The sequence below is a fragment of the Sorangium sp. So ce726 genome, assembly GCF_051521405.1.
GTDB lineage: Bacteria > Myxococcota_A > Polyangia > Polyangiales > Polyangiaceae > Sorangium.
In genome coordinates this window covers 11,608,783-11,630,699 of the sequence record NZ_CP150349.1, presented here as the reverse complement: position 1 = coordinate 11,630,699, position 21,917 = coordinate 11,608,783, and the positions used below count along the sequence as shown (strand labels likewise).

14 protein-coding genes and 1 tRNA gene are annotated in these 21,917 nt (G+C 71.6%); 5 read left to right on the top strand and 10 right to left on the bottom strand.

What is annotated here, in order from left to right; translation table 11 throughout:
- The first annotated feature begins 10 nt into the window (after positions 1-10).
- Together WME79_RS43365 and WME79_RS43360 are read left to right on the top strand one after the other, a co-directional pair.
- Entirely contained in the window at positions 11-1,090 is a 1,080-nt protein-coding gene (locus WME79_RS43365) for a hypothetical protein (protein WP_437527618.1), read from the top strand.
- Positions 1,087-3,900 (top strand): hypothetical protein, encoded by a 2,814-nt coding sequence (locus WME79_RS43360; protein ID WP_437527616.1) that lies wholly within the window; start codon positions 1,087-1,089, stop codon positions 3,898-3,900. The genes WME79_RS43365 and WME79_RS43360 overlap by 4 nt, the downstream gene beginning before the upstream one ends.
- A gap of 88 nt (positions 3,901-3,988) precedes the next feature.
- Here the strand turns inward: WME79_RS43360 and WME79_RS43355 are convergent.
- The 5 genes from WME79_RS43355 to WME79_RS43335 form a co-directional block, all read right to left on the bottom strand.
- Positions 3,989-4,062 (bottom strand) — tRNA-Gln (locus tag WME79_RS43355).
- A 39-nt stretch (positions 4,063-4,101) separates the two neighbouring features.
- Complete coding sequence (locus WME79_RS43350; RefSeq protein ID WP_437527613.1) at positions 4,102-5,442, bottom strand: hypothetical protein; 1,341 nt, start codon at positions 5,440-5,442, stop codon at positions 4,102-4,104.
- Between the two features lie 280 nt (positions 5,443-5,722).
- A complete protein-coding gene (locus WME79_RS43345; protein ID WP_437527610.1) occupies positions 5,723-7,066 on the bottom strand; it encodes a hypothetical protein in 1,344 nt (447 codons plus the stop codon).
- On the bottom strand, positions 7,063-7,368 hold the full coding sequence (locus WME79_RS43340) for a hypothetical protein (RefSeq protein WP_437527607.1): 306 nt from the start codon (positions 7,366-7,368) through the stop codon (positions 7,063-7,065). The genes WME79_RS43345 and WME79_RS43340 overlap by 4 nt, the downstream gene beginning before the upstream one ends.
- 48 nt (positions 7,369-7,416) lie before the next feature.
- On the bottom strand, positions 7,417-8,379 hold the full coding sequence (locus WME79_RS43335) for an STAS domain-containing protein (RefSeq protein WP_437527605.1): 963 nt from the start codon (positions 8,377-8,379) through the stop codon (positions 7,417-7,419).
- Positions 8,380-9,103: 724 nt separating this feature from the next.
- Here WME79_RS43335 and WME79_RS43330 point away from each other — a divergent pair.
- Positions 9,104-10,648 (top strand): hypothetical protein, encoded by a 1,545-nt coding sequence (locus WME79_RS43330; protein ID WP_437527602.1) that lies wholly within the window; start codon positions 9,104-9,106, stop codon positions 10,646-10,648.
- A gap of 68 nt (positions 10,649-10,716) precedes the next feature.
- Here the strand turns inward: WME79_RS43330 and WME79_RS43325 are convergent, their stop codons facing one another.
- Positions 10,717-13,884: a hypothetical protein gene (locus tag WME79_RS43325; protein WP_437527599.1), complete on the bottom strand. Its 3,168-nt coding sequence runs from the start codon at positions 13,882-13,884 to the stop codon at positions 10,717-10,719.
- A 192-nt stretch (positions 13,885-14,076) separates the two neighbouring features.
- On the opposite strand from WME79_RS43325, the gene WME79_RS43320 reads away from it, so the two are divergent.
- A complete protein-coding gene (locus tag WME79_RS43320) occupies positions 14,077-15,039 on the top strand; it encodes a PEGA domain-containing protein (RefSeq protein WP_437527597.1) in 963 nt (320 codons plus the stop codon).
- Between the two features lie 14 nt (positions 15,040-15,053).
- On the opposite strand, the gene WME79_RS43315 is transcribed toward WME79_RS43320, so the two are convergent.
- The 3 genes from WME79_RS43315 to rseP all read right to left on the bottom strand — a co-directional run bounded on the left by WME79_RS43315 (position 15,054) and on the right by rseP (position 20,037).
- Positions 15,054-16,607 (bottom strand): serine/threonine-protein kinase, encoded by a 1,554-nt coding sequence (locus tag WME79_RS43315; protein ID WP_437527594.1) that lies wholly within the window; start codon positions 16,605-16,607, stop codon positions 15,054-15,056.
- A gap of 273 nt (positions 16,608-16,880) precedes the next feature.
- Entirely contained in the window at positions 16,881-18,374 is a 1,494-nt protein-coding gene (locus WME79_RS43310; RefSeq protein ID WP_437527591.1) for an RsmB/NOP family class I SAM-dependent RNA methyltransferase, read from the bottom strand.
- A complete protein-coding gene (rseP, locus tag WME79_RS43305; RefSeq protein ID WP_437527588.1) occupies positions 18,367-20,037 on the bottom strand; it encodes an RIP metalloprotease RseP in 1,671 nt (556 codons plus the stop codon). Before rseP ends, WME79_RS43310 begins: the two co-directional genes overlap by 8 nt.
- 394 nt (positions 20,038-20,431) lie before the next feature.
- On the opposite strand from rseP, the gene WME79_RS43300 reads away from it, so the two are divergent.
- Positions 20,432-20,764, top strand: a complete 333-nt coding sequence (locus tag WME79_RS43300) for a polyhydroxyalkanoic acid system family protein (protein ID WP_437527585.1) — start codon at positions 20,432-20,434, stop codon at positions 20,762-20,764.
- A 166-nt stretch (positions 20,765-20,930) separates the two neighbouring features.
- On the opposite strand, the gene WME79_RS43295 is transcribed toward WME79_RS43300, so the two are convergent.
- Entirely contained in the window at positions 20,931-21,911 is a 981-nt protein-coding gene (locus WME79_RS43295) for a sigma-70 family RNA polymerase sigma factor (RefSeq protein ID WP_437527582.1), read from the bottom strand.
- Between the last annotated feature and the right edge of the window lie 6 nt (positions 21,912-21,917).

The window sequence follows — 21,917 nt, the reverse complement described above, 5'->3', positions numbered from 1 at the left end:
CGCTCGCCCCGTGACCACGCGCCAGCCCTCCCACGCCGATGCGATCCTCGTCGGCGCCGGCGCGCGCACCGCGGGGGGCCTGACGGCGCTGCAGGTCACGATGAGCGCACGTGCGCAAAAGCTCGCGCCGCGCGAATCGTACATGATTGATAAAACCGGAAATCGGATCGCGACGGCGCGGCTGCGCTCCATCGGCGATAACGTCTTCGGCATCGATCGCTTCATCACCCTCGGCGGTCCCGCGCTCACGCAGGCCGCATTCCCCTGGCTCTCCGCGCAGCGCCGCGCCGGGCACCCCGAGCCGCGCCTCCCGGTCATCGTCGCGCTCCCGAGCGATCGCCGGCCGGGCTTCGATCCGCGCCTTCGCCAGCACCTCCTCCCCGCGCTCGCCGCGCGCGCGCAGGTGCCGATCGATCTCGATCGCTCGGAGCTCGTCTGCCGGTGTCGGGGAGGCGGCGTGATCGCGTTCGAGAGGGCGCTCGCGCTGCTTCGACGCGGCGATGCGGCGGCCGTCGCCGTGGGCGGGATCGACAGCTACTTCGATCCCGACGCGCTCGAGCACCTGGACAAAGAGCTGCGCCTGCACGGCCCGGAGACCGAGAACGGCTTCATCCCGGGCGAGGGCTCGGGGTTCGTCGTCCTCGTGCCGCACACAAAGGCGCACGGGCTCCGGCGCGCGGGGAGGGTGCTGTCCGTCGGGGTCGCCGACGAGCCGCGCCCCTACGGATCGCCGGAGCCGAGCCTCGCGCTCGGGATGACGACGGCGCTGAAGCGCGCCGTCGAGTCCGCGAGGCTGTCCGGCGCGCGGAGCATCCCGTGGGCGCTCACCGACGTCGCCAACGAGCGGCACCGCGTCGACGAGTGGTCGAGCGCCTTCCTCCGCGCGCACCTCGCGTTCACCCCGGAAGCGGTCCACGACCAGCCGCTGCTCGCCACCGGTGATCTCGGCGCAGCGAGCGCGGCCGTGCTGCTCGTGATGGCCTCGACGCGCTGGGAGACGGGCTGCGCGCTCGGCGACAGCGCGCTGATCGCGGCGGCTTCCGACGGGCCGGAGCGCGGCGCCATGATCGTCGCCAGGGAGGCCGCGTGACCCTCCCGGAGGCGCGATCGGCGCCCGGTCCGCGCGCAGCCCAGCTCGCGCGCGGCGCGATCGAGGAGGTCCTCTTCGCGATCCAGGACATCCCCGTCGACCTCGATCGGCACGACCTCCGCGATCGGCTCCTGCGCGCCGTGCAATGCACGTTCGCCGTGCGGGACTCACCGGTGATCTCCGCGGCGCACCTCGACGGCCTGCGCGAGGCCGCTGCGATGGCGACCGAGGGCCGCGCTCTGCTGACCCGCGCGGGGGATCCAGCGGCGGTCGAGCCGCTCCGGCGCGCCGTCGAGCGCCTCGACGCCGCGGCCGCCGCGCTGCGCGAGGGGGCGGACGCGGTCGCGCAGATCCAGCTCGCCCGCCGTCACGAGCTCATGGGCGATCCCGACGCCGGAGGGCCGCCTCCGGCGCGCGCGTTCCGAGCCAGCGTCGGCTTGCCCGAGCTGCACGCTCCGCCGCGCCGGCCGCTGCTCCCGCACGTGATCGTGGAGCCCCGCGCGCCCTTGCCGGCCCCGCCGCGCCCGCCGGCCCGCACCCCGCGCCCGTCGACGTTCGAGGAGCTCGAGGCCTTCGCGAACGCGAGCGCCGCGCCCATCGGCGACGATCCCGTCGTCGCCGAAGCGCCGCCCGGCGAGCCCGCCGTCCAGTACTTCGAGCCCGCGATCGCGGAGGTCGACGCCCTGCGCCACCTCGGCCGCGACTGCCTGGAGGACATCGCGGGGCTCCGCAACCTCCGCAAGCCGAACGCGCTGGAGAGCTGGATCGATCAGGGACCCTTCGAGCAACGGCTGCTCGACAACCTCGACGCCTTCGCTGCCCTGGGCGGCGCCGTGCTCCCGCTCGTCTCGCTCTTCCACGCCGAGGCCAGATCCCCCGATCCGGAGCGCGCCTTCGCCGTCGCCCTGACCCTGGGCTGCATCGAGGGCAGCGACACCGTCGGCGCGGCGGTGATGACCCTGAAACAGAGCCCGCCAGAAGAGCTCCCAGGATGGCTCGAAGGCTTCTGGCTCGCCCCGAGCCCTGCCATCGACGTCGCGATGGCCGATCTCTGCGCGAGCTCGCGCCCTTCGCTGGTGGCGCTCGCGCTCGACGTCCTCGGCGCCCGCGGCAGCACGCCCGACGACGTTGTCATGGCGCTGCTCGAACGCCCGGAGCCGGAGATCGCCGCGCGCGTCGCGCGAGCGCTCGCGACCGCGCTGCCGCGAGGCGAGGCGATCGATCACCTCGAGCGCGTCTGTGGCATGACCGGCGACGACGAGGTCTTCGTGACCGCCGTCGAGTCGCTCCTCCGTCGTGGGCACAGCCCGGCGGTCGACCTCCTGCGCAGCGCGATCGACGCGCGCACCTCTCCTGCGCGTGGTCGTCGCGCGCTCCCGCTGCTCTGCCTCGTCGGGCGCGCGGGCGACCTCGACCGCCTCCTCGCTGCAGCGAACGCCGCCCCCACGGCGCTCCTCTTGCGCGGGCTCGGCCGCTTCGGGCACGTCGAGTCGCTCGGGACCTTGCTCAACTTTCTGGAGCACGAGGACAAGGACATCGTCGCGGCCGCTGCGGAAGCGCTGGAGCGGATCACCGGCGCCGGCCTCCGTGAGACCATCGAGGAGCCCTGGGAGCTCGAACTCCCACCTGAAGCCTCGGGGGCCGGCGGCATTCCGGTCCCGGCGCGCCGTGTGGAGCGCATCATCACCGATCTGGCGCCGTGGTCCGCGTGGGTTCGAGACAAGGCACGGCGCCTCGACGCCAAGCAGAAGACCCGGGGCGGCGGGCCGTTCACGCCGCTGCGGATCGTGGCCGAGCTCGAGGCCAGGACCACGCCGCCCGAGCGCAGGGAAGAGGCCTTCCTCGAGCTCTGGCTCGTGACGGGGCTCTCCTCGCCGTTCTCTCCGCACGACTGGGTCGCGCGACAGCAGAGACACCTCGCCGAGCTGCGCGCGCAGGTGTCGGCCGCCGCGGGCGCGCCGGGCGCCTGGTCGATCGCCGCGCGGCACAACGTCATGGCCCCGCTGGCGAAGCCGCGGTCTCCGTTGCCTCGCGCTCCGAGCGCCGACCTTTCGCCGCACCTGGCGGAGCCGTCGCCTCGCGCTTCGAGCGCCGACGTTTCGCCGAGCCTCGCGGAGCCCATATCCTTCGAGGAAAGGGCGTCGAGCCCTCCCGCTGCTCCGACACCTGCGCCCAGCTTCGGAAGCACGACGACGGCCATCCTGTCCCCCGCGTTGATCGCGCAGCTCACGGCAGGGGTGCTGCCGTTTCAGCAGGGCAGCCCGGCGGCCGATGCCGACCCCACGCCTGCGCCCAGCTTCGGAAGCACGACGACGGCCATCCTGTCCCCCGCGTTGATCGCGCAGCTCACTTCAGGGGTGCTGCCGTTTCAGCAGGGCAGCCCGGCGGCAGATGCCGACGAAGGCCGAGCCTCCCAGCCGCCGCCGTCACGCTCGTCTTCGCTCCCGGCTTTGCCGTTCCGGCCGCCCCCGGGCCCCACAAACGCGGAGTCAGCCGCCGCGCCGGCCCAGAGGCCCGCCTCCGAGAGCTCGACGGCGCCCACGCCACCCGGCGCGGCCTCCAGCGCGGGTCCCGCGGAGATGAGCCTCGCACAGTACGCCGCGCTCTGCGCCGAGCTGGCCGTCTTCCCCGAACAGGCCGAGGCGATCTTCGGACGGTACGGGCTCTCTGTTCCGCGCGACCGGCTCGCGGTCGATCTCGCCTGGAAGGAGCGGCTGCGCCGCGACCCCGCGGAGCACCAGCAATGGCAGGCCCGCTACCGCCACTACGTCGCGTACTGGACCGAGCAGCGGACACGAGGACAGAGGTAGGCTCGGGGTCACCCCGGGCTCGGTGCCGCGGCTCCAGCAGCGCCGCCTGAGCAAAGGCGGCACCCGGGGGTGCTGGTCACCGAGCTGCTGGTTCCGGCGCGTGGATTCGAACCACGATTAGGGGATTCAAAGTCCCCCGTCCTGCCCTTGAACGACGCCGGAGTGCTGCGGGACGGAGCCGACCGCCGCGCGGCGCGCACCTTAGCGCGAGTCGCGCAGGATGGCACCCGTCCCGATCCATGAGTCGGCTCTGCGGCCCGGATAGCTGATGCCGCGCGTGGCGTCCGCCTCGGATCGACCTCGCCTCAGGCGGAACTGCCCGCGCTCGCGGCGACCCGCCGGCGCCGGCTTCGCGCCCGACGCCGAGGCCTTCTCCGCCCGGTGGAGCGGCAGCGCGGGCGCGCCGGTGTCCTCGACCGAGGCCGCGGCCGCTTCCTCGCGCGCCGGGGCCGCCTCGGCCGTAGCGCCGTCGCGCGCCAGGGCCGCCTCGGCTGCCGCGCCGTCGTGCGCCGGGGCCGCCTCGGCCGCAGCGCCATCGCGCGCCGGGGTCGCCACGGGCGTCGCTGCGGCAAGTGTCGCAGCGCCGGCCGTCGCGGCGAGCCCCGGGGCAGGCAGGGCGACCTGCGCGGCGGCGGCCGCGACGCCCTGGGCCACGCCGAGGTGCGCAGCCGGCGCGGCCGCAGGCCTCGCCGGCGAGGCCGCGGGGGCGACCACGCTCAGCACCGAGAGGCCCAGCACGAGCACGAGCGCCGCGCTGCCCGCGGCCGCTCCGGCGGCGCTGCGAGAGACGCGGGCGCGCCGCGCGAGCCGCGACCAGACGCCCGACACGCGCCCGCGCGGCGTCTGATCCGCGTCGCGCGCGCCACGCGCCGGCCCGAGCCCGGGCTTCGCGGCGGCGGGCCTCGGCGCCACGGCGCTCGGGAGCGTGTCGGGCGGGGACGAGGGGGCCGCCGGGAAACAGGACGGAATATCAAGAGAAATCGGCTGCGAGGGGCTGTCCTGCCGCAGCACGGCCTCGGTCAGCGGGAACCGGCCCAGGGTGAGCGCCTCGGCGCGCTCGCCGCGCGCCTTCGCGGGGGCGCCCTGGTGGAAGCGGGGCGCGACGGAGCTGAGGTCGTCTGGCGTCAACGCGAAGCTGAGCGGGCCTGTGGACTCAGGCGCCTCGCCCGCGGCGGAGAGGGCGGGCGCCTCGTCGCGCGGGGGCGGCTGGGAAATGGTCCAGCCGAGCGCCTTCACCTCGCCGGCAGGCGTCCAGCACTCGAGGCCTTCGCGCCAGACGCGCGTGCTGTGGGGGAGCTCCCCCAGCTCGAGCGCGCGCCAGAGCGTGACCGTGCTCATCGCCTCCAGAAAGTCGCCGCGGTCGATGCACCAGGGCTTCGACTCCGCCGGTGCCTCCTCCGCGCCGCCGGCGTGCGACGTGAACGGCATCGTGGGGGCGCTGCAGAGGCTGCTCAGCTGCCCCTGCCCGCACCCCTCCGCGCCGCCCGACGCCGGCACGCCGTCGCCAAGCCCCTCCACCTTGTACGCTGCGCTCGGGCCCATCGCTGTCTCCCTAGCGAGCCGTGGCGGCCCACCCGATGCTGCTTCCGGGTGCACCTCCGCTGCTCTCGTGCGTCGGTAGCGGATGGTGGCGCGGTGGGCCAAGAAAGGTGCCGGGCGGGGCAGGCGCCCAGGCCGGGAGCGCTGCGCAGGGCGGCAGGACCCGCGGGGGCGGAGGCGCGGCGGCTGTGTGCGGGGAGAGGGCGCGGCGACGCTGCGCCGGGAAAAGGGCGCGGCGGCTGCGTGCGGTGCAGCGGTGTGGGGCGCGTGTCGCGGCCCGACGTCAGAGATCGGTGTAGTTGTCGGCGAACATCGCGCGCTGGCCGAGGAAGGCGATCTCGAGCGTGCCGCTGACGTCTGTCCCCCCGGTCGAGCTACGGACCACGTTGAGCGCCGGCATCAGCCGGATAAGCCCGCGGTACTCCGTCCCCACCGGCGCGCGCGCCAGCGTTACGTGGACCGGGGCGCGCAGGCTGAGGCGGACATCGGCGGGCGCCTCGTCGTTGAGCGCGACCGCTACCTTCGCGCCGAGCGCTGCGCGGAACGTGGCGTTCGCCACCTTGTCGACGAGCCCGGCGTGCGCCGCGATCGTGAGCTCCCTGCTCTGCACCGGCGCGCCGAGCACCTCCTTCCTGCAGCGCGTGGCAGGGACGAAGGTGGTGGACTGGGTGACCGGATCCACGCCCTGGACGACGTCGCCTGCGGGCTCGCACCACTCGAGCGTGTCCGTCGACGCGGTCCAGCGCGAGTCGAACTTGATCTGCCCTTCGAGCGTGGGCGCGAGCTTCTTTCCGCCCTCGCCGACGTAGATCGCCGCCGCGCCGACGCTCCAGGGCACGGCGGTGAGCTCGCGCGGCGCGTAGGTCGGCGGCAGGCTCTGGTCGCGCCGCTCGGGGCCCGGACCCAGGTAGCTGAACCGGGTGCGGCCGACCGCGCCGCCGACGTAGAGGATCAGCGGGGGATAGGCCGAGCTGCCCTCACCCTCGAAGTCGAGGCGCGCGAACGAGGCGGACAGGCGCAGGGTGCCGGTGGGCGTCTGGGCCGCATCGTCGGTGCCGGAGAACCCGATCAGCGTGGCCAGCCCGTGCTCGGCCGCCACCTCGGCCTCGATCACGGCGCTCACATCCCATGCCGTCGGATCCGTCACCTCGCCGAACCCGGCCAGCACGCCGAAGCCGACCCGCGCGAGCGCCGCGCCCTCGGAGCTGCCCGTGACCTCGACCGGAACGAGGTAAACGAGCTCGCGCCCCGTGGTGGCCGGCGAGATGGCCGCGCCCCCGGCCGGCGCGAGCGGCGCGATGGGGGCGATGGGAGCGCTCGACGCGGCCGGGGCGACAGGCGCAATGGCGCGGCCCGGCTGCGCGGGCGCCACGGTCGCGCCAGCGCCCGGCGTCGGCGCGGCAGGCGCGGCGGGGGTACTCGGCGCGGCGGGCGGGACCGGCGCCGTGGGGGCGCTGGCCGCCGTGGGGGCGCCGGGCGCGCTGGCGGCCGGCCGGACGGGCGCCGGGGGCGTTGCGCCCGGCGGCACGGGAGCCGACGGCTGCCCCGCGCCCTGGGCGAGCGCGGGCGCGGCCAGCGTGAGCGAGAGCAGCGCTGCGGCGCGCCGGAGAAGCGGGGCGCCCCTCACGGCGCCACCGTGAACCGGAACGTGAGGCCGTCGGCGCCGCTCGACGTATCGAATTCGGCGCGGGTGCTCTGGTTCGTCTTGGGATCGAAGGCGAAGATCTGGAACTTGCCGCTTCCATTCCGGACCCTGAAGCGGAACACGTAGTTGCCGGGATCCAGATCGAACTCGGGGAACACCGTGTTGCGGATCGAGAAAGGCTTCACCCCCGCCGGATCCGCGGTGGGCGCCGGGTCCTCGAACAGATAGCCGACGGCGCTGAGGTGGTACTCGTCGCTGTGGAGCTTGAGCTTGATCCTCTTCATGGTCGCGCGCGATCCTCTCACACGCGCGCGGCACGGTACAGCGGCAGATCACCGCCGCACGGCAGACCTCCCCGACACCGCTTCATCGCGTTGGAGCAGGGCGCTGGCGCTGCCCATGTTGCTCAGGCGGATGCACGTCTCCAGGCCATGCCGGAGGTTGCGAAGCGTGAGCAGCGGGCCGAGGTCCACTCGCAGCGACGCCAGGGTCTGGGCCACCGCAGGGCGGACCCCGGTCAGCAGGCAGCGCGCGCCGAGCAGCTCCACCGCGTTCACGAGCCTGAGGAGCCGGTCGGCCGTCGAGGAGTCGACCATTTCCACGCCTGTGACGTCGATGATGACGAACCGGCACGGCTTGCCGGCGACCTCTGCGAGCAGCTGCTCGGTTATCTCTCCGCTCCGCCGCGAGTCGAGGATGCCGATGATCGGCAGCACGAGCACCTCGTTCCATATCTCCAGGATCGGGGTCGACAGCTCCTGGATCGTACGGTGCATCCTGTCGAGCGTCTCGTTTCTCTCGTGCGCGACGGCGAGCTGCTGCTCGAGCTCCTTCTCCCAGTTCTTGCGATCGCTGATGTCGCGAAACACCACGACCGCGCCCCGTGAAGAGCCGTCGTCCGCGTAAACCGGCCGCGCGCTCGCGACGATCGGCACCCCGTCGGGCCGCTTGGGATGGCGGATGAAGAGCTCCACGCCGAGGACGCTCTCGCCTCCCAGCGCCCGGGCGAGCGGCAAGCGCTGAGATGGGAATAGCGTTTTCGTGTCGGGATAGTAAATACCGTACGTCTCACTCCACTGGTCCGGAGCGAGCTCCGGCGCACGGGCCCCGATGAGGTCCTCTGCGACAGGGTTGAAGTACGTGAGCCTACCCTCATTGTCGGCGAACACGACCGCATCGGCGATGCTGTCCAGGATGGCTTGCTGCGAGCGCGCCCGCGCCTCCCAGTCGACGTTCGTGTCGTCGCGCGCAGCGGTGGAAGAGCGCTGGTGGTCTCCGTTCTTGCGCAGGTCCACGCTGCGCTGGACCGCTGGGGCGGTCCGCTTTCGCGGGGCACGCGTCGGCTTGTGCCTGGTGGACTTCGACGAAGCGAGCGCGACCCCGTTGTTCGACCTGGACGGTGGCATAGTTTAGCCCCCTAACGAACCATGTCGTGCGTGATCCTTGCCTGATCTTTCGCTTATACGAGATCGCTTTGGTTGTAAATCGGTGATTTCTCGATAGTCGGTGGTCGTTGCGTGGTGCCAGGCACCGATCCTGTGTTCTGGACGCACGATCGAGATTGGGCGCCTCCGTCCTTCATTGCAATGCAGGCCGCGGTCGCCTCGGGCGGGGGACACGCGAGCACGCCGTGCGCCCGGGGGCTTCCACTTCACCGAGCGGTTCGATGAGAAACTGACACGCGGAAAAGGACGGCCTGTCGCACCAGGAGATGTGGGCACGTCTGCTCCGAGCCCAGCGGCAGCACCAGCAGGAGAGCGTGCTGGCGTATCGGATCAAGCTTCCTCCGCGCCCAAGGGGCACCGTCGGATGCCTACGTCCGCGCGCTATCCCTCGCGTGCTCCGAGTCTGCGCTCGCCGTCCACGCAACGATTGCTGAGCCGCGCCCGGACCATTTTGACGAGCGCAGGTGGGTCATTTCTGGTGAACGCCGAAGGATGCCGGAGCGGTAATGTTTCAGCTGGGCGTGTATGTAGGGAGCGGCGGGGGCGCTCGGGTATCCGTGATAACTTCGGCCTCATGGTGGTATCGATCATCGGGCGGAGCAGTGGCGACGGGCGTGGGCTTCGGCACTGGCGGGCGCCGCACGCAAGTTGGTTCCTCGCGGCGGCGCTGATGACGGTCGCGTGCAATGGGAGGGTTGTGCGAGCGACCGGCGAAGAGGAGAGCGACTCGGCATCGAGCGCCGGCGCGGACGCGGGCGGCGCGCAAGGAAGCGCTGGCGTCGGTCACGCCGCGGGAACAGGCAGTTCCAGCGAGGCGGTGGGCTCGAGCGGCGCGGCCGGCGCCAGTCCCTCGGGGGGCGCTGGTGCGGGAGGTGACGGCCCCGGCCCCGGTTTTCCTTCGGAGGACGGCCCCGGTTACAGCGTCGCGTTCCCCGGAGACGGCGTCAACGACAGCCTCTATGCGGCGGCGCTCGACGCACGGGGGCGGCTCGTGGTCGGCGGCGGTGCGGATGGCACCCTCTCGTTGAATGGTGAGGACCACGCAGGCGCCGTGCTGCTGTGGCTCTCGCCGAGCGGCGAGCTCGTGCAGGCCAGGAGCTTCGGCAGCGCCGCTTACGAGACGCAGGTGAACGGGATTGCTCCGCTCGCCGACGGGTCGATCATCGCGGTCGGCACGTTCCGCACCAGGGTCGTCATCCGCGACGAGATCTGGCTGCCCACGAACGAGAATTTTGGCCCCGACATGTTCGTGATGAAGGTCGCGGCGAACGGCGAGGTGATCTGGGGGCGACACTTCGGCGGTATGGGGTACGACGTGGCGGAGAGCGCGGCCGTGGCGCCGAACGGCAACGTGTACATCTCGGGTTACGTCAGCGGTGCGATCGACTTCGGAGGCGGCGTCCACGAGGCCGGTGGGGACACGCCCTTCTTGCTGACGCTCGACGCCGATGGCGGTTATGTCGCCAGCCAGGTGTTCAACCCGAGAGCTGACCTCGACACGTGGCCCATGACGAACGCAACCGGAATGGCGCTCGGCAGGGACGGGACCGTCTGGCTCACGGGATACGCTGGTCTGTCGGAGATCTACGGCTCGTACTTGACGCAGGTGTCACCGACCGGACAGCTCTTGAGCCGCACGCCTTTCGGTGACGATGGCTTCACGCTGGCAAACGACCTCAACGGCGTGAGAGGCGGCGGCGCCCTGATCGTCGGTTACATGAACGGGACGGCCGATTTCGGCGGAGGCCCGCGGAACACGGTCGACTCCACGAAGCTCTTCGCGGCTCGCTTCGGCCCCGGCGGCGAGCCGCTGTGGAGCTCCCTCGTCGGCGGCGCGGCCGACTACTTCGCACGAGCCTCCGCCGTCGCGGCTGACGGCAGCGTGTTCATCACGGGCGAAGCTTACCGCGTTGCGGAGAACCCGATGCTCGTCCGCTTCGCCGCCGACGGCACGCCGGGCGAACCGGAGGTCTTCAACGCTTTCGGACGCTTCTTCGCCGTCTGCACGGGAGGAGAGCACTCCGTCTACCTCGCCGGCCAGCTCGACGCTCGCAGCGACTTCGGCTTCGGACCCGTCGGCGGGCAGCGCGAATTCGTCGTGGTGCGGTTGGTCAGGTAGCTGGCGCCGACGACAGCGCGGCCGTCGGCTCGGCTTCGCCTGTCTCCGGCTGACGCGCCTCGAGGTGCTCAGCCGCCGCCGGCGCGCCGCACGGCGACGCCGACGCCGGCGGTGCTCCAGCAGCCGCTCATGTTCCACGAGATGGTGGTGTTGGTGTTGGCCACGACGTAGCCGGCCAGCGCTTGCATGATCGCCGGAGAGGTCAGGCGCAGGTTCATGGTGGAGGTCGCCCCGGTGGGGCTGATGGTGCCGCTGACGTTGCCGTTGCGCCCCCCCAGCACCGTGTACACGAACGAGCTGGTCCCGCTGAAGTTGGTGGTCACCCCTCGGGACACCGTGCCGTTGCAGTCCGTCGTGCTGATGTGGGTGCCGGTCGACGTGGTGCTCGCGAACGGGTTCGACTGATGCACGCCCTTCAGCTCCACCACGTTGGCGTAGTACATGCCCCAGGTGGCCGTGTTCGCCATCTGCACCACCACGGGCTTGTTGCCGGTGGTGGTCGGCAGCTGGCTGTCCAGGATGTAGTAGATGCTGGCCCCGGCATTTTTATCGGCCGGCGGCACCTGCTGCGTGTTGTAGAGCGTCATCGCCGTGCCGTCGTAGGTGACGCTCACCGGCGCGAGGGAGTTCTCGGAGGCGACGACCCCTACCAGGACCATGCGATCGTTGCCCGGCAGCGTCGCCAGCGCGTGGGTCACGTTGACGATGGGGATCGTCGTCCCGGTGGAGGCCACGCTGCCGGTCGTGCCCGAGTTGACGACGGCGATGTCCGGCGTGACGACGCAGTTGCCGTTCGAGCAGATGGGCCTCGCTGCCGAGCACACGTCGCCGCAGTCGCCGCAGTTGCTGGCGGTGCCGAGCTGGGTGGTGCAGCCGTCACGGGGGTCGCCGCACGCCTTCCAGCCCGCGTTGCAGGTGGGCACGCAGGTGCCGGAGGTGCAGGCGACGGCGCTCGCGTTGGTGTTCCTGCACACGTCGCCGCAGTCAGCGCAGTTGCTGGCGGTGCCGAGCTGGGTGGTGCAGCCGGCCTCCGGGTTCGCGCACGCTTTCCAGCCCGTGTTGCACGTGGGCACGCAGGCGCCGGCCGTGCAGGCGGTGGCGCTCGCGTGCGCTGAAAGGCACCGGGTGTCGCAAGCGCCGCAGGCATTGATGTCGCTGGAGGCGTCCTTCTCGCAGCCGTTCATGCCGTTGCCGTCGCAGTTGCGCCACAAGCCGCTGCACATCGGCCGGCAGTCGCCGCCGCTGCAGCCGTTGCTGGTCACGTGCGCACCGGCGGCGGTGCTGCACACCTGGTTGCAGTCGCCGCAGTGGTTCGCGTTCGTGGCGGTGTCCGTCTCGCACCCGTTGTTCACGTTGCCGTCGCAGCTCTCGTAGGCTCCGGAGCACACGGGGTTGCAGCCCGACGAGCTGCAGGTGTTGCTGGTGACGTGGGCGCTGGTCCCGCTCTGGCACACGAGGTTGCAGCCGAGGCAGTTGCTCTCGTCGTTCCACAGGTCGATGTTGCAGCCGTTCTTCGGTACCCCGCAGTCGTCGTACTGCGCGGTCGTGCACATCGGGTTGCAGGCGCCGTCGAGGCACTGGTTGCTGGTGGTGTGGATGGTGTTGCACTGGGTGGTGCAGGTGCCGCAGTTCCCCTCGTCGGTCTTGAGGTTGGCCTCGCAGCCGTCGGTCAGCGAGTTGTTGCAGTTGGCGTAGTCCGCCTTGCAGCCGACGAAGGAGCAGGTGCCGCCCTGGCAGGTCGCGCTGGCGTTCGCGTAGATGGTGTTGCAGTTGACGCCGCCGGCGGCCGCGCAGGCGCCGCAATGGGTCTGGTTGACGTTGACGTTCGTCTCGCAGCCGTTGTCCGGATTGCCGTCGCAGTCGCCCATCCCGCTGTTGCAGGTCTTCACCTGGCAGTCGCCGCCCTCGCACTTGGGGGTGCCGCCGGCGATGGTGCAGACCTCGCCGCAGCCGCCGCAGTGGCTGAGGCTCGTCGCCGTGCTGGTCTCGCAGCCGTCGCTGTAGCCGCCGCCGCAGTCGGCAAAGCCCTGCTCGCAGCTGTCGATGGCGCAGCCGGTGGCCGTGCATTTGCCGGTCCCGTTGGCGACCGTGCACAGGCCGCCGCACGTGACGCAGTTCTCCGGATCGGCGGCGAGATCCACCTCGCAGCCGTCTTCGGGGTCGCCGTTGCAGTCGCCCCTGCCGGCCGGGCAAATCGTCTCGCCGCACTCGCCGTCGCGGCACCAGGGCCTGCCGCCCGCCGTGGGCACGCACTCGATGCCGCACCCGCCGCAGTTCAATACGTCGCGGTTGATCGCCCTCTCGCAGCCGTCGCCGATCAGGCCGTTGCAGTTGGTGAAGCCCTCGTCGCACGCGACCTTGCACTCCGACGCCTCGCAATAGGCGTCGCCGTTCACGGCCGGGCACAGCTCTTCGCAGCCGCCGCAGTGGCTCGAGTCGGTCGCGGTGTTCACCTCGCAGCCGTTCTCGGGATCGCCGTCGCAGTCGGCGTAAGGCGCTGCGCACTCCTTGACCTTGCAGGCGCCGCCCTGGCACTCGGCCGTCGCGTGCGGCAGCGCGCACTTCTGGCCGCAATCGCCGCAGTTGTCCGCGTCGGTGCGAACGTTGACCTCGCACTCACCCTTGGCCTTGCGATCGCAGTTGGCGTAGCCATCCGGGCAGGTGGGGCCGCACACCCCGTCGATGCAATCGTTGCTAAGGCAGTCCCCGCTCGAGCGGCAGATCTTGCCGTCCTGGCAGCCCCCGCAGTCGGCGCCGCAGTCCACGTCGCTCTCGGTGCCGTTGGGCACCCCGTCGGTGCAGGTCGGCGCGACGCAGAGGCCCTCCTGGCACACGCCGCTCTCGCAGTCGCTGGCCCGGTTGCACTTCTGGTTGGTCGTGCACTTCTTGTCGCAGCTGCCGCCGCAATCGATGTCCGACTCCGAGCCGTCGCGGGCGTCATTCATGCAGCCCGTTTCCTGGCAGACGCCGTCGATGCACTCGCCCTCGGCGCAGTCGCGGCTCGCGGCGCAGCCGGAGCCGAGCGGGCAGGGATCGCACTCGCCGCCGCAGTTCAGGCCCGTCTCGCCGTCGGACTGCGTGTCGTCTGTACAGTGCGCCGGCGGGCCAGATACCGACGCGAACTCGAAGTCCGGCACGCTGCACGAAACGGCGGCGGCGAAGATCCCCGCCGTCAGCGCGGCGGCCGAGAACGCGCGGAGCAGCGCGAAGCGACGCAGAAAGCTAGGGGTCGACATCGAACGCCAAAAGTATCATTCGCTGGCGGATTTCGCGGCCACAAATTGAGAAGACCGCGTCAGGATCCGCGCGCGAAAGCTCCGCCAGCGCGCGCGCACCTCCAACCACGACGCGGTGCGGCGTCGCGCCGCGAAGGCCGCGCCGCCACGTTGACAGGAGCGGAGGCGTCAAGTCACCATGGCAAGCGCCGCATGAGGAATTTCCCGCGAATTTTCCGCGTCGCAGCGGTGCTGCTGCTGCTGCTCGAGGCGCCCGCGCTCGCCCAGGAGACCGACGAGCTCAAGCAAGCCCGCGCGCAGTTTCAGCAGGCGACCGAGCTCGAACAAGCTGGCAACTGGGCCGCGGCCCTGCAGCGGTTCCGCGAAGTCGGCCAGGTGCGGATGACGCCGCAGGTGCGCTTCCACATCGCCGTGTGCGAGGAGAATCTGGGGCGGCTCGTGGCCGCGCTCGGTGGTTACGAGCTGGCGCTCGCGGAGGCCGACGCCGTCGGGCCCGATTTTCGGGCCGAGGTCGATCAGTCGATCGGCCGGCTGCGCGCCCGGATCCCGAAGCTCGTCATCGTACGCGGCAAAGGGGCGGCCTCCGCGGCCATTGCGCTCGACGGCATCGCCCTCGGCGGGACGTCCATCGGCGTCGAGGTGCCGCTCGATCCCGGGCCTCACGCGCTCACCGCCAAGGCTCCCAATTACAGGCCGTTTCAACAAACGGTGGAGCTGAAGGAGGAGGGGGTGACGCGCGTCGAGGTGACGCTCGAAGCGTTGCCGCAAGAGCTGCTGATCCAGGTGGGCGCCTTGCGGGAAAAGCCGCCGTCCAAGGTGGTGCCGTACGTCATCGGGGGCGTCGGCGCCGCGAGCCTGATCGGCTCCGGGGTGTTGTTCGGGCTCCGCCAGGGAGCGCTCAAGGATCTGGAAGACGCCTGTGGCAAGGACGGCAAGTCGTGCCCGCCCTCCATGCAGTCGCGCTACGACGACCTCAAATTCTATCACTATGGCGCGCAGGTGGCGCTCGGCGTCGGCGTCGTCGCGGTCGGCACGGCGACCGCGATCTTGCTTCTTCAGAACAGGAAGCCAAAGCAGCCCGAGAAGACCTCGCTCGAGCTCGTGCCCGTCGCGGGCGGATCCGAGATCGGCGCGAGTCTCTCAGGAACCTTCTGATCCGGTCGAATTAGCTAGAACCCAGGATCATGCTTCCATGACTTGGGCGGCGTGGCGGTCGGCGTCGGGGTCGGCGACTTGGTCTGCTCGGCGGGCTTGTTCTGACGACGGGACGACGCGCGCGCGGGTGACACCGGGTGCGGCGTCGGCGTTGGCGCCGGCTCCGGCGCTGCGCTGGCCGAGACCGAGGCAGAAGGCTGGCTCGGGGGCGTGTCGAGCTCGGTCGCAGGGGGCGCCTCTGCCTTGGGAGGCGCGGGCGCCAGGGCGGCGGACGCCTGGGCGGCGGGCGCGGCGACGGAAGGAAGAGGGGTTGGTGCGTCGCCGCTCCGGAGCAGTACGGCGAGCACGCCGGCGGCGAGGAGACCGAGGAGCACGACGGCGGGCAGCGCGCGGCTCCTGGAGCGCGCGAACGGCGGGATCTCGTCGTCGAGCGTGATCTGTCCGGCCACGCCAGCGGCCGCGCCGCGGAGGTTGACGGTCCTGAAGGCGCTCACCGACGAGGGGCTCGCGCCCGTCACGTCGGACATGCCGACGTTGTTGCTCAGCTGATTGCGGTCGGCGCGCTCCAGCGCTTCGGCGAGGGCCGCGCGCGTCTGCTGCTGCTCCTCCTCGAACAGCTCGCGGACGAAATTGGCGACGTCCTCGTCGGTGGCTCGCTGGTGCGGCGGCAGCGCCTTGTCGAGCGCTCGCATCAGCTCGTTGGCCGTGGCGAAGCGCTGGTCGCGCTCCTTTTCGAGCGCGCGCATCAGCACGGCCTCGAGCGACGCCGGGTAATCGGGCTGGAACTCGTGCGGCGCCTCCACCGGGTCCGTCGACGAGATGGAGAACAGCGTCGCGCCCTCGTTCTCCTTGCGGAACGGGTGTTTGCCGGTGGTGAGCGCGTAGAGCACGATGCCCATCGCGAACACGTCGACGCGCCGATCGATCGCGTCGCCGCGCACCTGCTCCGGGGCCATGTAGCTCACCTTGCCCTTGAGCTGGCCGGCCTGCGTCGTGCTGTCGTTGAGCGCGGTGGCCTTGGCCACGCCGAAGTCCACGACCTTCGCCAGGCCGTTGTAGGTGACCAGGATGTTCTGCGGGGAGATGTCGCGGTGCACGAGGCCGACGAGCTGACCGCTCTTGTCTTTGAGCTCGTGCGCGGCGTGCAGGCCGGCGCAGGCCTGCGCCACGATGCGCACCGCGATCGGGATCGGCATGCCGGTCTGCCGCTTCGCGACCTTCATCACCTGGTTGAGCGGAATGCCGTCGATCCACTCCATCGCCAGGAACAGCACGCCGTCCTGCTCGCCGAGATCAAGGATCTCGACGGCGTTCGGGTGGCGGATCTGCGACGCGAGCGACGCCTCCGAGAGGAACATGCGCTCGAACTGATCGTCCTCGGACAGCGTCGGCAGCATCGTCTTGACGGCGACGATCTTCTGGAAGCCGCGCGTTCCCTTCAGCCGCGCCGCCCACACCATGGCCATGCCGCCTGCTGCGATCGGCAGCAGCAGCTCATAACGCCCCAACACGGACCCGGGCCCGAGCTCGGCCGGGGTGTTGGGCAGGACGTTCGGCGCAGGATTCACGCTACTCGGAAGGCTTGCTAAGGTCCCTGACTGTACGAGTGTGCGGCGACACGGAGCGAGTGCCTAGCGATAAGAAACACGGCGGAGACAAATCGTGGCTATCGCACCCGTGACCCCCATCTCCTTACATCCACCGACAGCTGGCAGTGCTTCGCGGGTGGGCAGCTGCCGCTAAAACGTCGTTAGGAAGTCCAAACGCCGTCCGGAAGTCAAGCTGCTCTTATCCGCCTATCATCGTACAAGGACGGCGGACGGGCGCGCCGTCGCACATCGTCACCGCCGCACGACGAACATCGCAGCGAAATACCCGTCTGTGCCGTGCACGTGCGGCAGCAGCCGGAACGCGTCGCCGCCGCCCGCGAGCTCCCGCGCGAGCTCTGCGTCGAACGGCGCCGGCTCCAGCCGGACGCCGAGGCCGTCGTCCGCCGGGGCCGCGAGCCGCGCCGTCACGGCCTCGCACTCCTCGCGCAGCACGCTGCACACCGCGAACACGAGCCGGCCGCCGTCCCGGGCGCGGGTCGCGGCGCGCCGCGCGATCGCGACCTGGAGGTCGGCCAGGCGCGGAAGGTCGTCCGCCTCGCGCTGGAGCGCGATCTCCGGGCGCCGCCGCAGCGTGCCCACCCCGGAGCAAGGGGCGTCGACGAGCACCCGGTCGTAGCCCTCGGGGACGTCGCCCGCGCCCACCGTCCAGTCGACGGCGTAGGTCTCGCGCACGGTCGCCGCAGCCCGCCCGAGCCCGTCGCGCGCGCCGGCCTGCGCATCGCCGGCCTCTGCGCCTGCGTCTTCTGCGCCCGTGCCCTCCGCGGTCGAAGGAGGCGCGCCCAGCGCCGCGCGGAGCTGCGAGAGCTTCGCAGGGTACAGATCCGCCGCGTCCACAGCGCCGCCGGGCAGCACCGCGCGCGACAGGATCCACGACTTGTTGCCCCGGCCGGAGCAGGCGTCGAGCACGGCCTCGCCAGGCCGCGCGCCGAGCGCGAAGGCGAGCGCCTGCGCCCCCTCCTCCTGGCCGATCCACGCGGCGCCGAAGCCTGGGAGCCGCCGGAGATCGCCCGCCCCCCGCGCGACGATCGCGGTCTTCGAGACGCGCCCCGCCTCGAAGGTCGCTGTGGGCGCGGCGGCCCGCAGCGCCTCGAGCCACGCGTCGCGGTCCTCGCCAGGGGCGAGGCAGAGGCCTGTCGGCGGCGGCACCGGGCCGGCCGACAGGAACGCCTCGGCCGCGGCCCGGCCAAGCGAGCGGCGCAGGGCGCCCCGCAGCCACCCCGGCGCGGAGGCGACCACCGCGCTCGCGAGCGGCGAGCGACCGCCGGACTCCACGGCCGCCGCGAGCCGGCGCAGCACGGCGTTCGTGAACGCGCCGACCCGCGGCCCGCCGGCCGCCTGGGCGCCGTCCACCGCCTCCGAGACCGCGGCGAACGAGGGGATGCGATCGAGGAAGCAGAGCGAGTACGCCCCCATCAGCACGTGGGCGCGCACCAGCGGGTCGGTCGTCCAGCGGCTCTTCGCGGCGAACTCGGCGATGCGCGCCTCGAGCGCCGCCTGCACGCGCAGGACGCCGTAGACGAGCTCCGTCGCGAGGCCCACGTCCCGCGGGTCCAGCGCCGGCGCGCGGCGCAGCTCGGCGTCGAGGGCCGCCGAGGCGAAGGCCTCCGAGCCCCACACCCGCGCGAGCACGCGCGCCGCGACCGCGCGCGGCGCGCTCTCGGTCGGATGCGGCGGGCGCGCGCCGCGGCCCCCGTCGCGCCCGCCACCCTGGTCCCGGTCAGCCAACGAGCTCCTTGAATTGCCCCTGGATCACGTCCCAGCGGCGCTCGACGTCGTTCTTGAAGGCGATGCCCATCAGGCCGATGAGCACCACGAGCCCGACCAGGCTCGCGATCTCGCGGACGCGCAGCGGCAGCGGGCGCCGCAGCACGGCCTCGAACGTGAAGAACAGGAGGTGGCCGCCGTCGAGCACCGGGATGGGCAGCAGGTTGATGAGCCCGAGGTTGATCGAGATGACCGCCATCGCCCAGACGAAGTAGCTGACGCCCTTCGCGCCCTCCTCGCCGATCACGTCGTACACCGTGATGGGGCCGCCCAGCGTGGAGATGCTGACCTTGCCCTCCATGATGCGGACGATCCCGACCATGATGAACCGGATGACGTCGTACGTCTCGTCGACCGCGCTCTCCAGGGCGAACTGGAAGGCCGAGGGGCTGTCGACGAACGGCTCGGCCACCATCGGCGACCAGTTCGACGCGCGCAGGTAGAAGCGCGGGCGGTGCTGGCCGTACTCGTCGATCCAGTCCTCGCGGCGGAGCTCGATGGTGCCGCTCTTGCGCTGGCCCGAGCGCTGCCACGTGATCACGTGCGGTCTATCCGGAGCCGCGAAGAGCCGCTCGACGAAGGTCGACCAGGCGGTGACCTCGACCCCGTCGACCTCCGTGATGCGATCGCCCGGCCGGAGCTCGGCGTCCCACTCGGCCGAGCCCTCGGGGACCTCGGCGACGTAGAGGTCGGCCGGCTCGATGCCGGTCCGCGCGAGCAGGTCGCCGTGGCCGCTCTCCGGCGTCAGCGCGGCGACGCCCGACTCGTAGACGGCGAGCTCGGCCAGCCCGCCGAGCGCGCGCGGCACCGTGACCGGCCGCAGGTAGGTGACAGGCACCGTGGCGCCGCGGCTCTCCTCGAGCGCGAGCTCCAGGTCGGCGAACGTCTTCACGGGCGTGCCGCGCACCTCCGTCACGACGTCGAACGTGCGCAGCCCGGCCCGGAACGCGGGCGAGTCGGGCCGAGAGACGCCCACCACGGCGGCGGGGCGGCTCGGCCGGATGCCGATCTCGCCCACCCGGTCCACGATCTCGAGCGGCTTCTGGACGACCTTCTCCTCCGGGACGACCGTGACCTCGACGTGCTCCTTGTTGCGGAACACCTTGAGCCGGAGCTCCTGGTTGGGGCTCTTCGTCACGATCCGGTGCAGCTCGGCGAAGGTGCTGACGCGCTCGCCGTCCACCTCGAGGATGCGATCGCCCGGGACCAGCCGGCCCTCGGCCGGGTGCCCCGGCAGGACCACGCCGACCGTCGGCGGGACGAAGCGGGTCTCCCCGATGAAGACGGCGAAGTAGAGCAGCACCGGGAAGAGCACGTTCATCGCCGGGCCGGCCATGACGATGATCACGCGCTTCCAGAGCGCCTGGGACTCGAAGGTGCGCTTGCGATCCTCGGGGAGCACGGCCTCCTGCCGGTTCTCCTCGAGCATCTTCACGAAGCCGCCGAGGGGCAGGAGCGCGACGCAGTACTCCGTCTCCCGGCCTCGCAGGCGCAGCACCCGGGGGCCGAAGCCGATCGAGAAGGTGAGGACCTTCACGCCGAAGATCTTCGCGCACACGAAGTGGCCGAGCTCGTGCACGAAGATGAGCACGGAGCAGAGCAGCGCGAAATACAGGAGGTCCACGGCGGCGGTTGTCTTTACGCGAGGCCGGGCTCGGTGACCACTGGCCACTGAGGGGGCGCAGGGCCGCGACGCCCCCGCACGAAGGGCGGCCTCCGGCGCAGGGACGGCGTCCGGTCCGTGGAAAGGCGCCCTCCGGCGTGAGATGCCTTCATGGCGATGGCCCCGGCCGGTCGCCCACAAACAGCCGCAGTTCCTCCGCGTGGCGAAATGTCACAGAGCGCGGGCGCGCGATGCGCGATGCTGACGAGCGCCAGAGGGCCGCGGGCCCCGTGCATCCGTGATATCTCACCGATGGAACTCGGCCGGGCGCTGCGCCCGCGAGCGGCGTCTCACGGCGGACGGTCCCCTGGCCGATTCTCGCGATGTGCCCTGATACGAACTGCGAGGTCCCATCATGAAGCACACGATTGAGCACGACCTGAACGACAGCGAGGCAAAGCTGGCGACCGAACGAGCGATCGCGCAGTACCGAGAGCGGTACGCCGAGTACGAGCCTTTCCTCGTATGGCACGACGCGCGGCGCGCCGAGCTCGGCTTCTCGGTGAAGGGCGTCAAGCTGAAAGGCAGCATGGAGCTCCGCCCCGGCGCCGTGGATGTGGATCTCGACGTGCCTCTCCTGATGCGCCCCTTCAAGGGGGTAGCGATCGCCGCCATCGACAAGGAGGTTCGTCACTTCATCGAACAGGCGCACCGCGAACGGGCTCAGGGAGGCGGCAAAGCCCCCTGAGCGAGCGGGCTGTTCCGCTATGGACATGAGCGCCAGCCGGCGCTATGTTGCTCCAACAGTAACTACTTCGCCGGCCGAAGTACGCCCCGCGACACGACTCACTCCAGTGCTCGGCCGGCAGGGGGCTGTCTCCTCGCCGCTCACCCTGCCGGCCTCGTCGTCGCGCTCACGGAGCGAGCGCCTTCACGGCCGTCAGCTTGTGCGAGGCCAGCACGGAGTGGATCGCCGTGATGAGGCTGCTCGCGTCGATCTCGCAGCGCATGACGAACCGCGGCGCCAGCTTCTCCACGGTGGTCCTGCGCTCGATGACGACCGCCGGGAGGCCGTTGATGAGGCGCAGCTCGTGGCGGAGCGCTCCGGGGTCGTCGATCCTCAGCAGGCCGACGTAGAACCGCGCGACCCGGTTCGGGCCGACGACGATCCGGCGCGCCGCCTTGAACTCGCCGTTGGCGTCGTTGATGACCCGGACGCCCTCGCTCAGCAGCGCCTCGATGGCGGCGACGTCCTGCGTCGCCAGGGTCTGCAGGAAGCGCACGAGCGCCGCGCCCGACCGCTCGACGAGATCGGGTGAGGGGCGGCAGCGGTCGCGCTCGTACGGCTCGAGGGCGCGGCGGGCGCGGTGGTGGGTCGTCTTCACGCTGGCCTCCGACAGGTCGAGCGCGGCGGCGGTCTCCTGCACCGAGTAGTCGAAGACGTCGCGGAGCAGGAGCACCGCGCGCTGCTGCGGGGTCAGCGCCTCGAGCGCGATGAGGAAGGCGAAGGACGCGCTCTCGAGGAGGTCGTAGCGGCCCTCGGTGCCGTCCTTGCCCGGGATCTCGAACGACGGGGGCTCGGGCTCCGCCTCGATCGGGGAGGGGAGCCACGGTCCGTCGTAGGCGAGGCGCTTGCGGCGCCGGAGGGCGTCGCGGCCGAGGTTCAGCGCGACGCGCGCGAGCCAGGGGCGGACGGGCTCTTCGGTGCGCGCGGGCGGGCGCTCCAGCGCGCGGACGAACGTCTCCTGCACGATGTCGTCCGCGTCCGCGGCGCTGCCGGTGAGCCGGTAGGAGAGGGCCCAGAGGAAGCGCTCGTGCTCGCGGTAGCTCGCGGCGACGAAGCCGGGGGTGGCGAGCCCGGCGCTCGGGGCAGGAGAGGCCGTGGAGCTGCTCATGGAGCG

Bases quoted from the DNA above. Each gene is read 5' to 3' on its own strand.
- WME79_RS43350 (WP_437527613.1), bottom strand. From the start codon at position 5,442: ATGGGCCCGAGCGCAGCGTACAAGGTGGAGGGGCTTGGCGACGGCGTG.
- WME79_RS43340 (WP_437527607.1), bottom strand. From the start codon at position 7,368: ATGAAGAGGATCAAGCTCAAGCTCCACAGCGACGAGTACCACCTCAGC.
- WME79_RS43330 (WP_437527602.1), top strand. From the start codon at position 9,104: ATGGTGGTATCGATCATCGGGCGGAGCAGTGGCGACGGGCGTGGGCTT.
- WME79_RS43325 (WP_437527599.1), bottom strand. From the start codon at position 13,884: ATGTCGACCCCTAGCTTTCTGCGTCGCTTCGCGCTGCTCCGCGCGTTC.
- WME79_RS43320 (WP_437527597.1), top strand. From the start codon at position 14,077: ATGAGGAATTTCCCGCGAATTTTCCGCGTCGCAGCGGTGCTGCTGCTG.
- WME79_RS43300 (WP_437527585.1), top strand. From the start codon at position 20,432: ATGAAGCACACGATTGAGCACGACCTGAACGACAGCGAGGCAAAGCTG.
- WME79_RS43295 (WP_437527582.1), bottom strand. From the start codon at position 21,911: ATGAGCAGCTCCACGGCCTCTCCTGCCCCGAGCGCCGGGCTCGCCACC.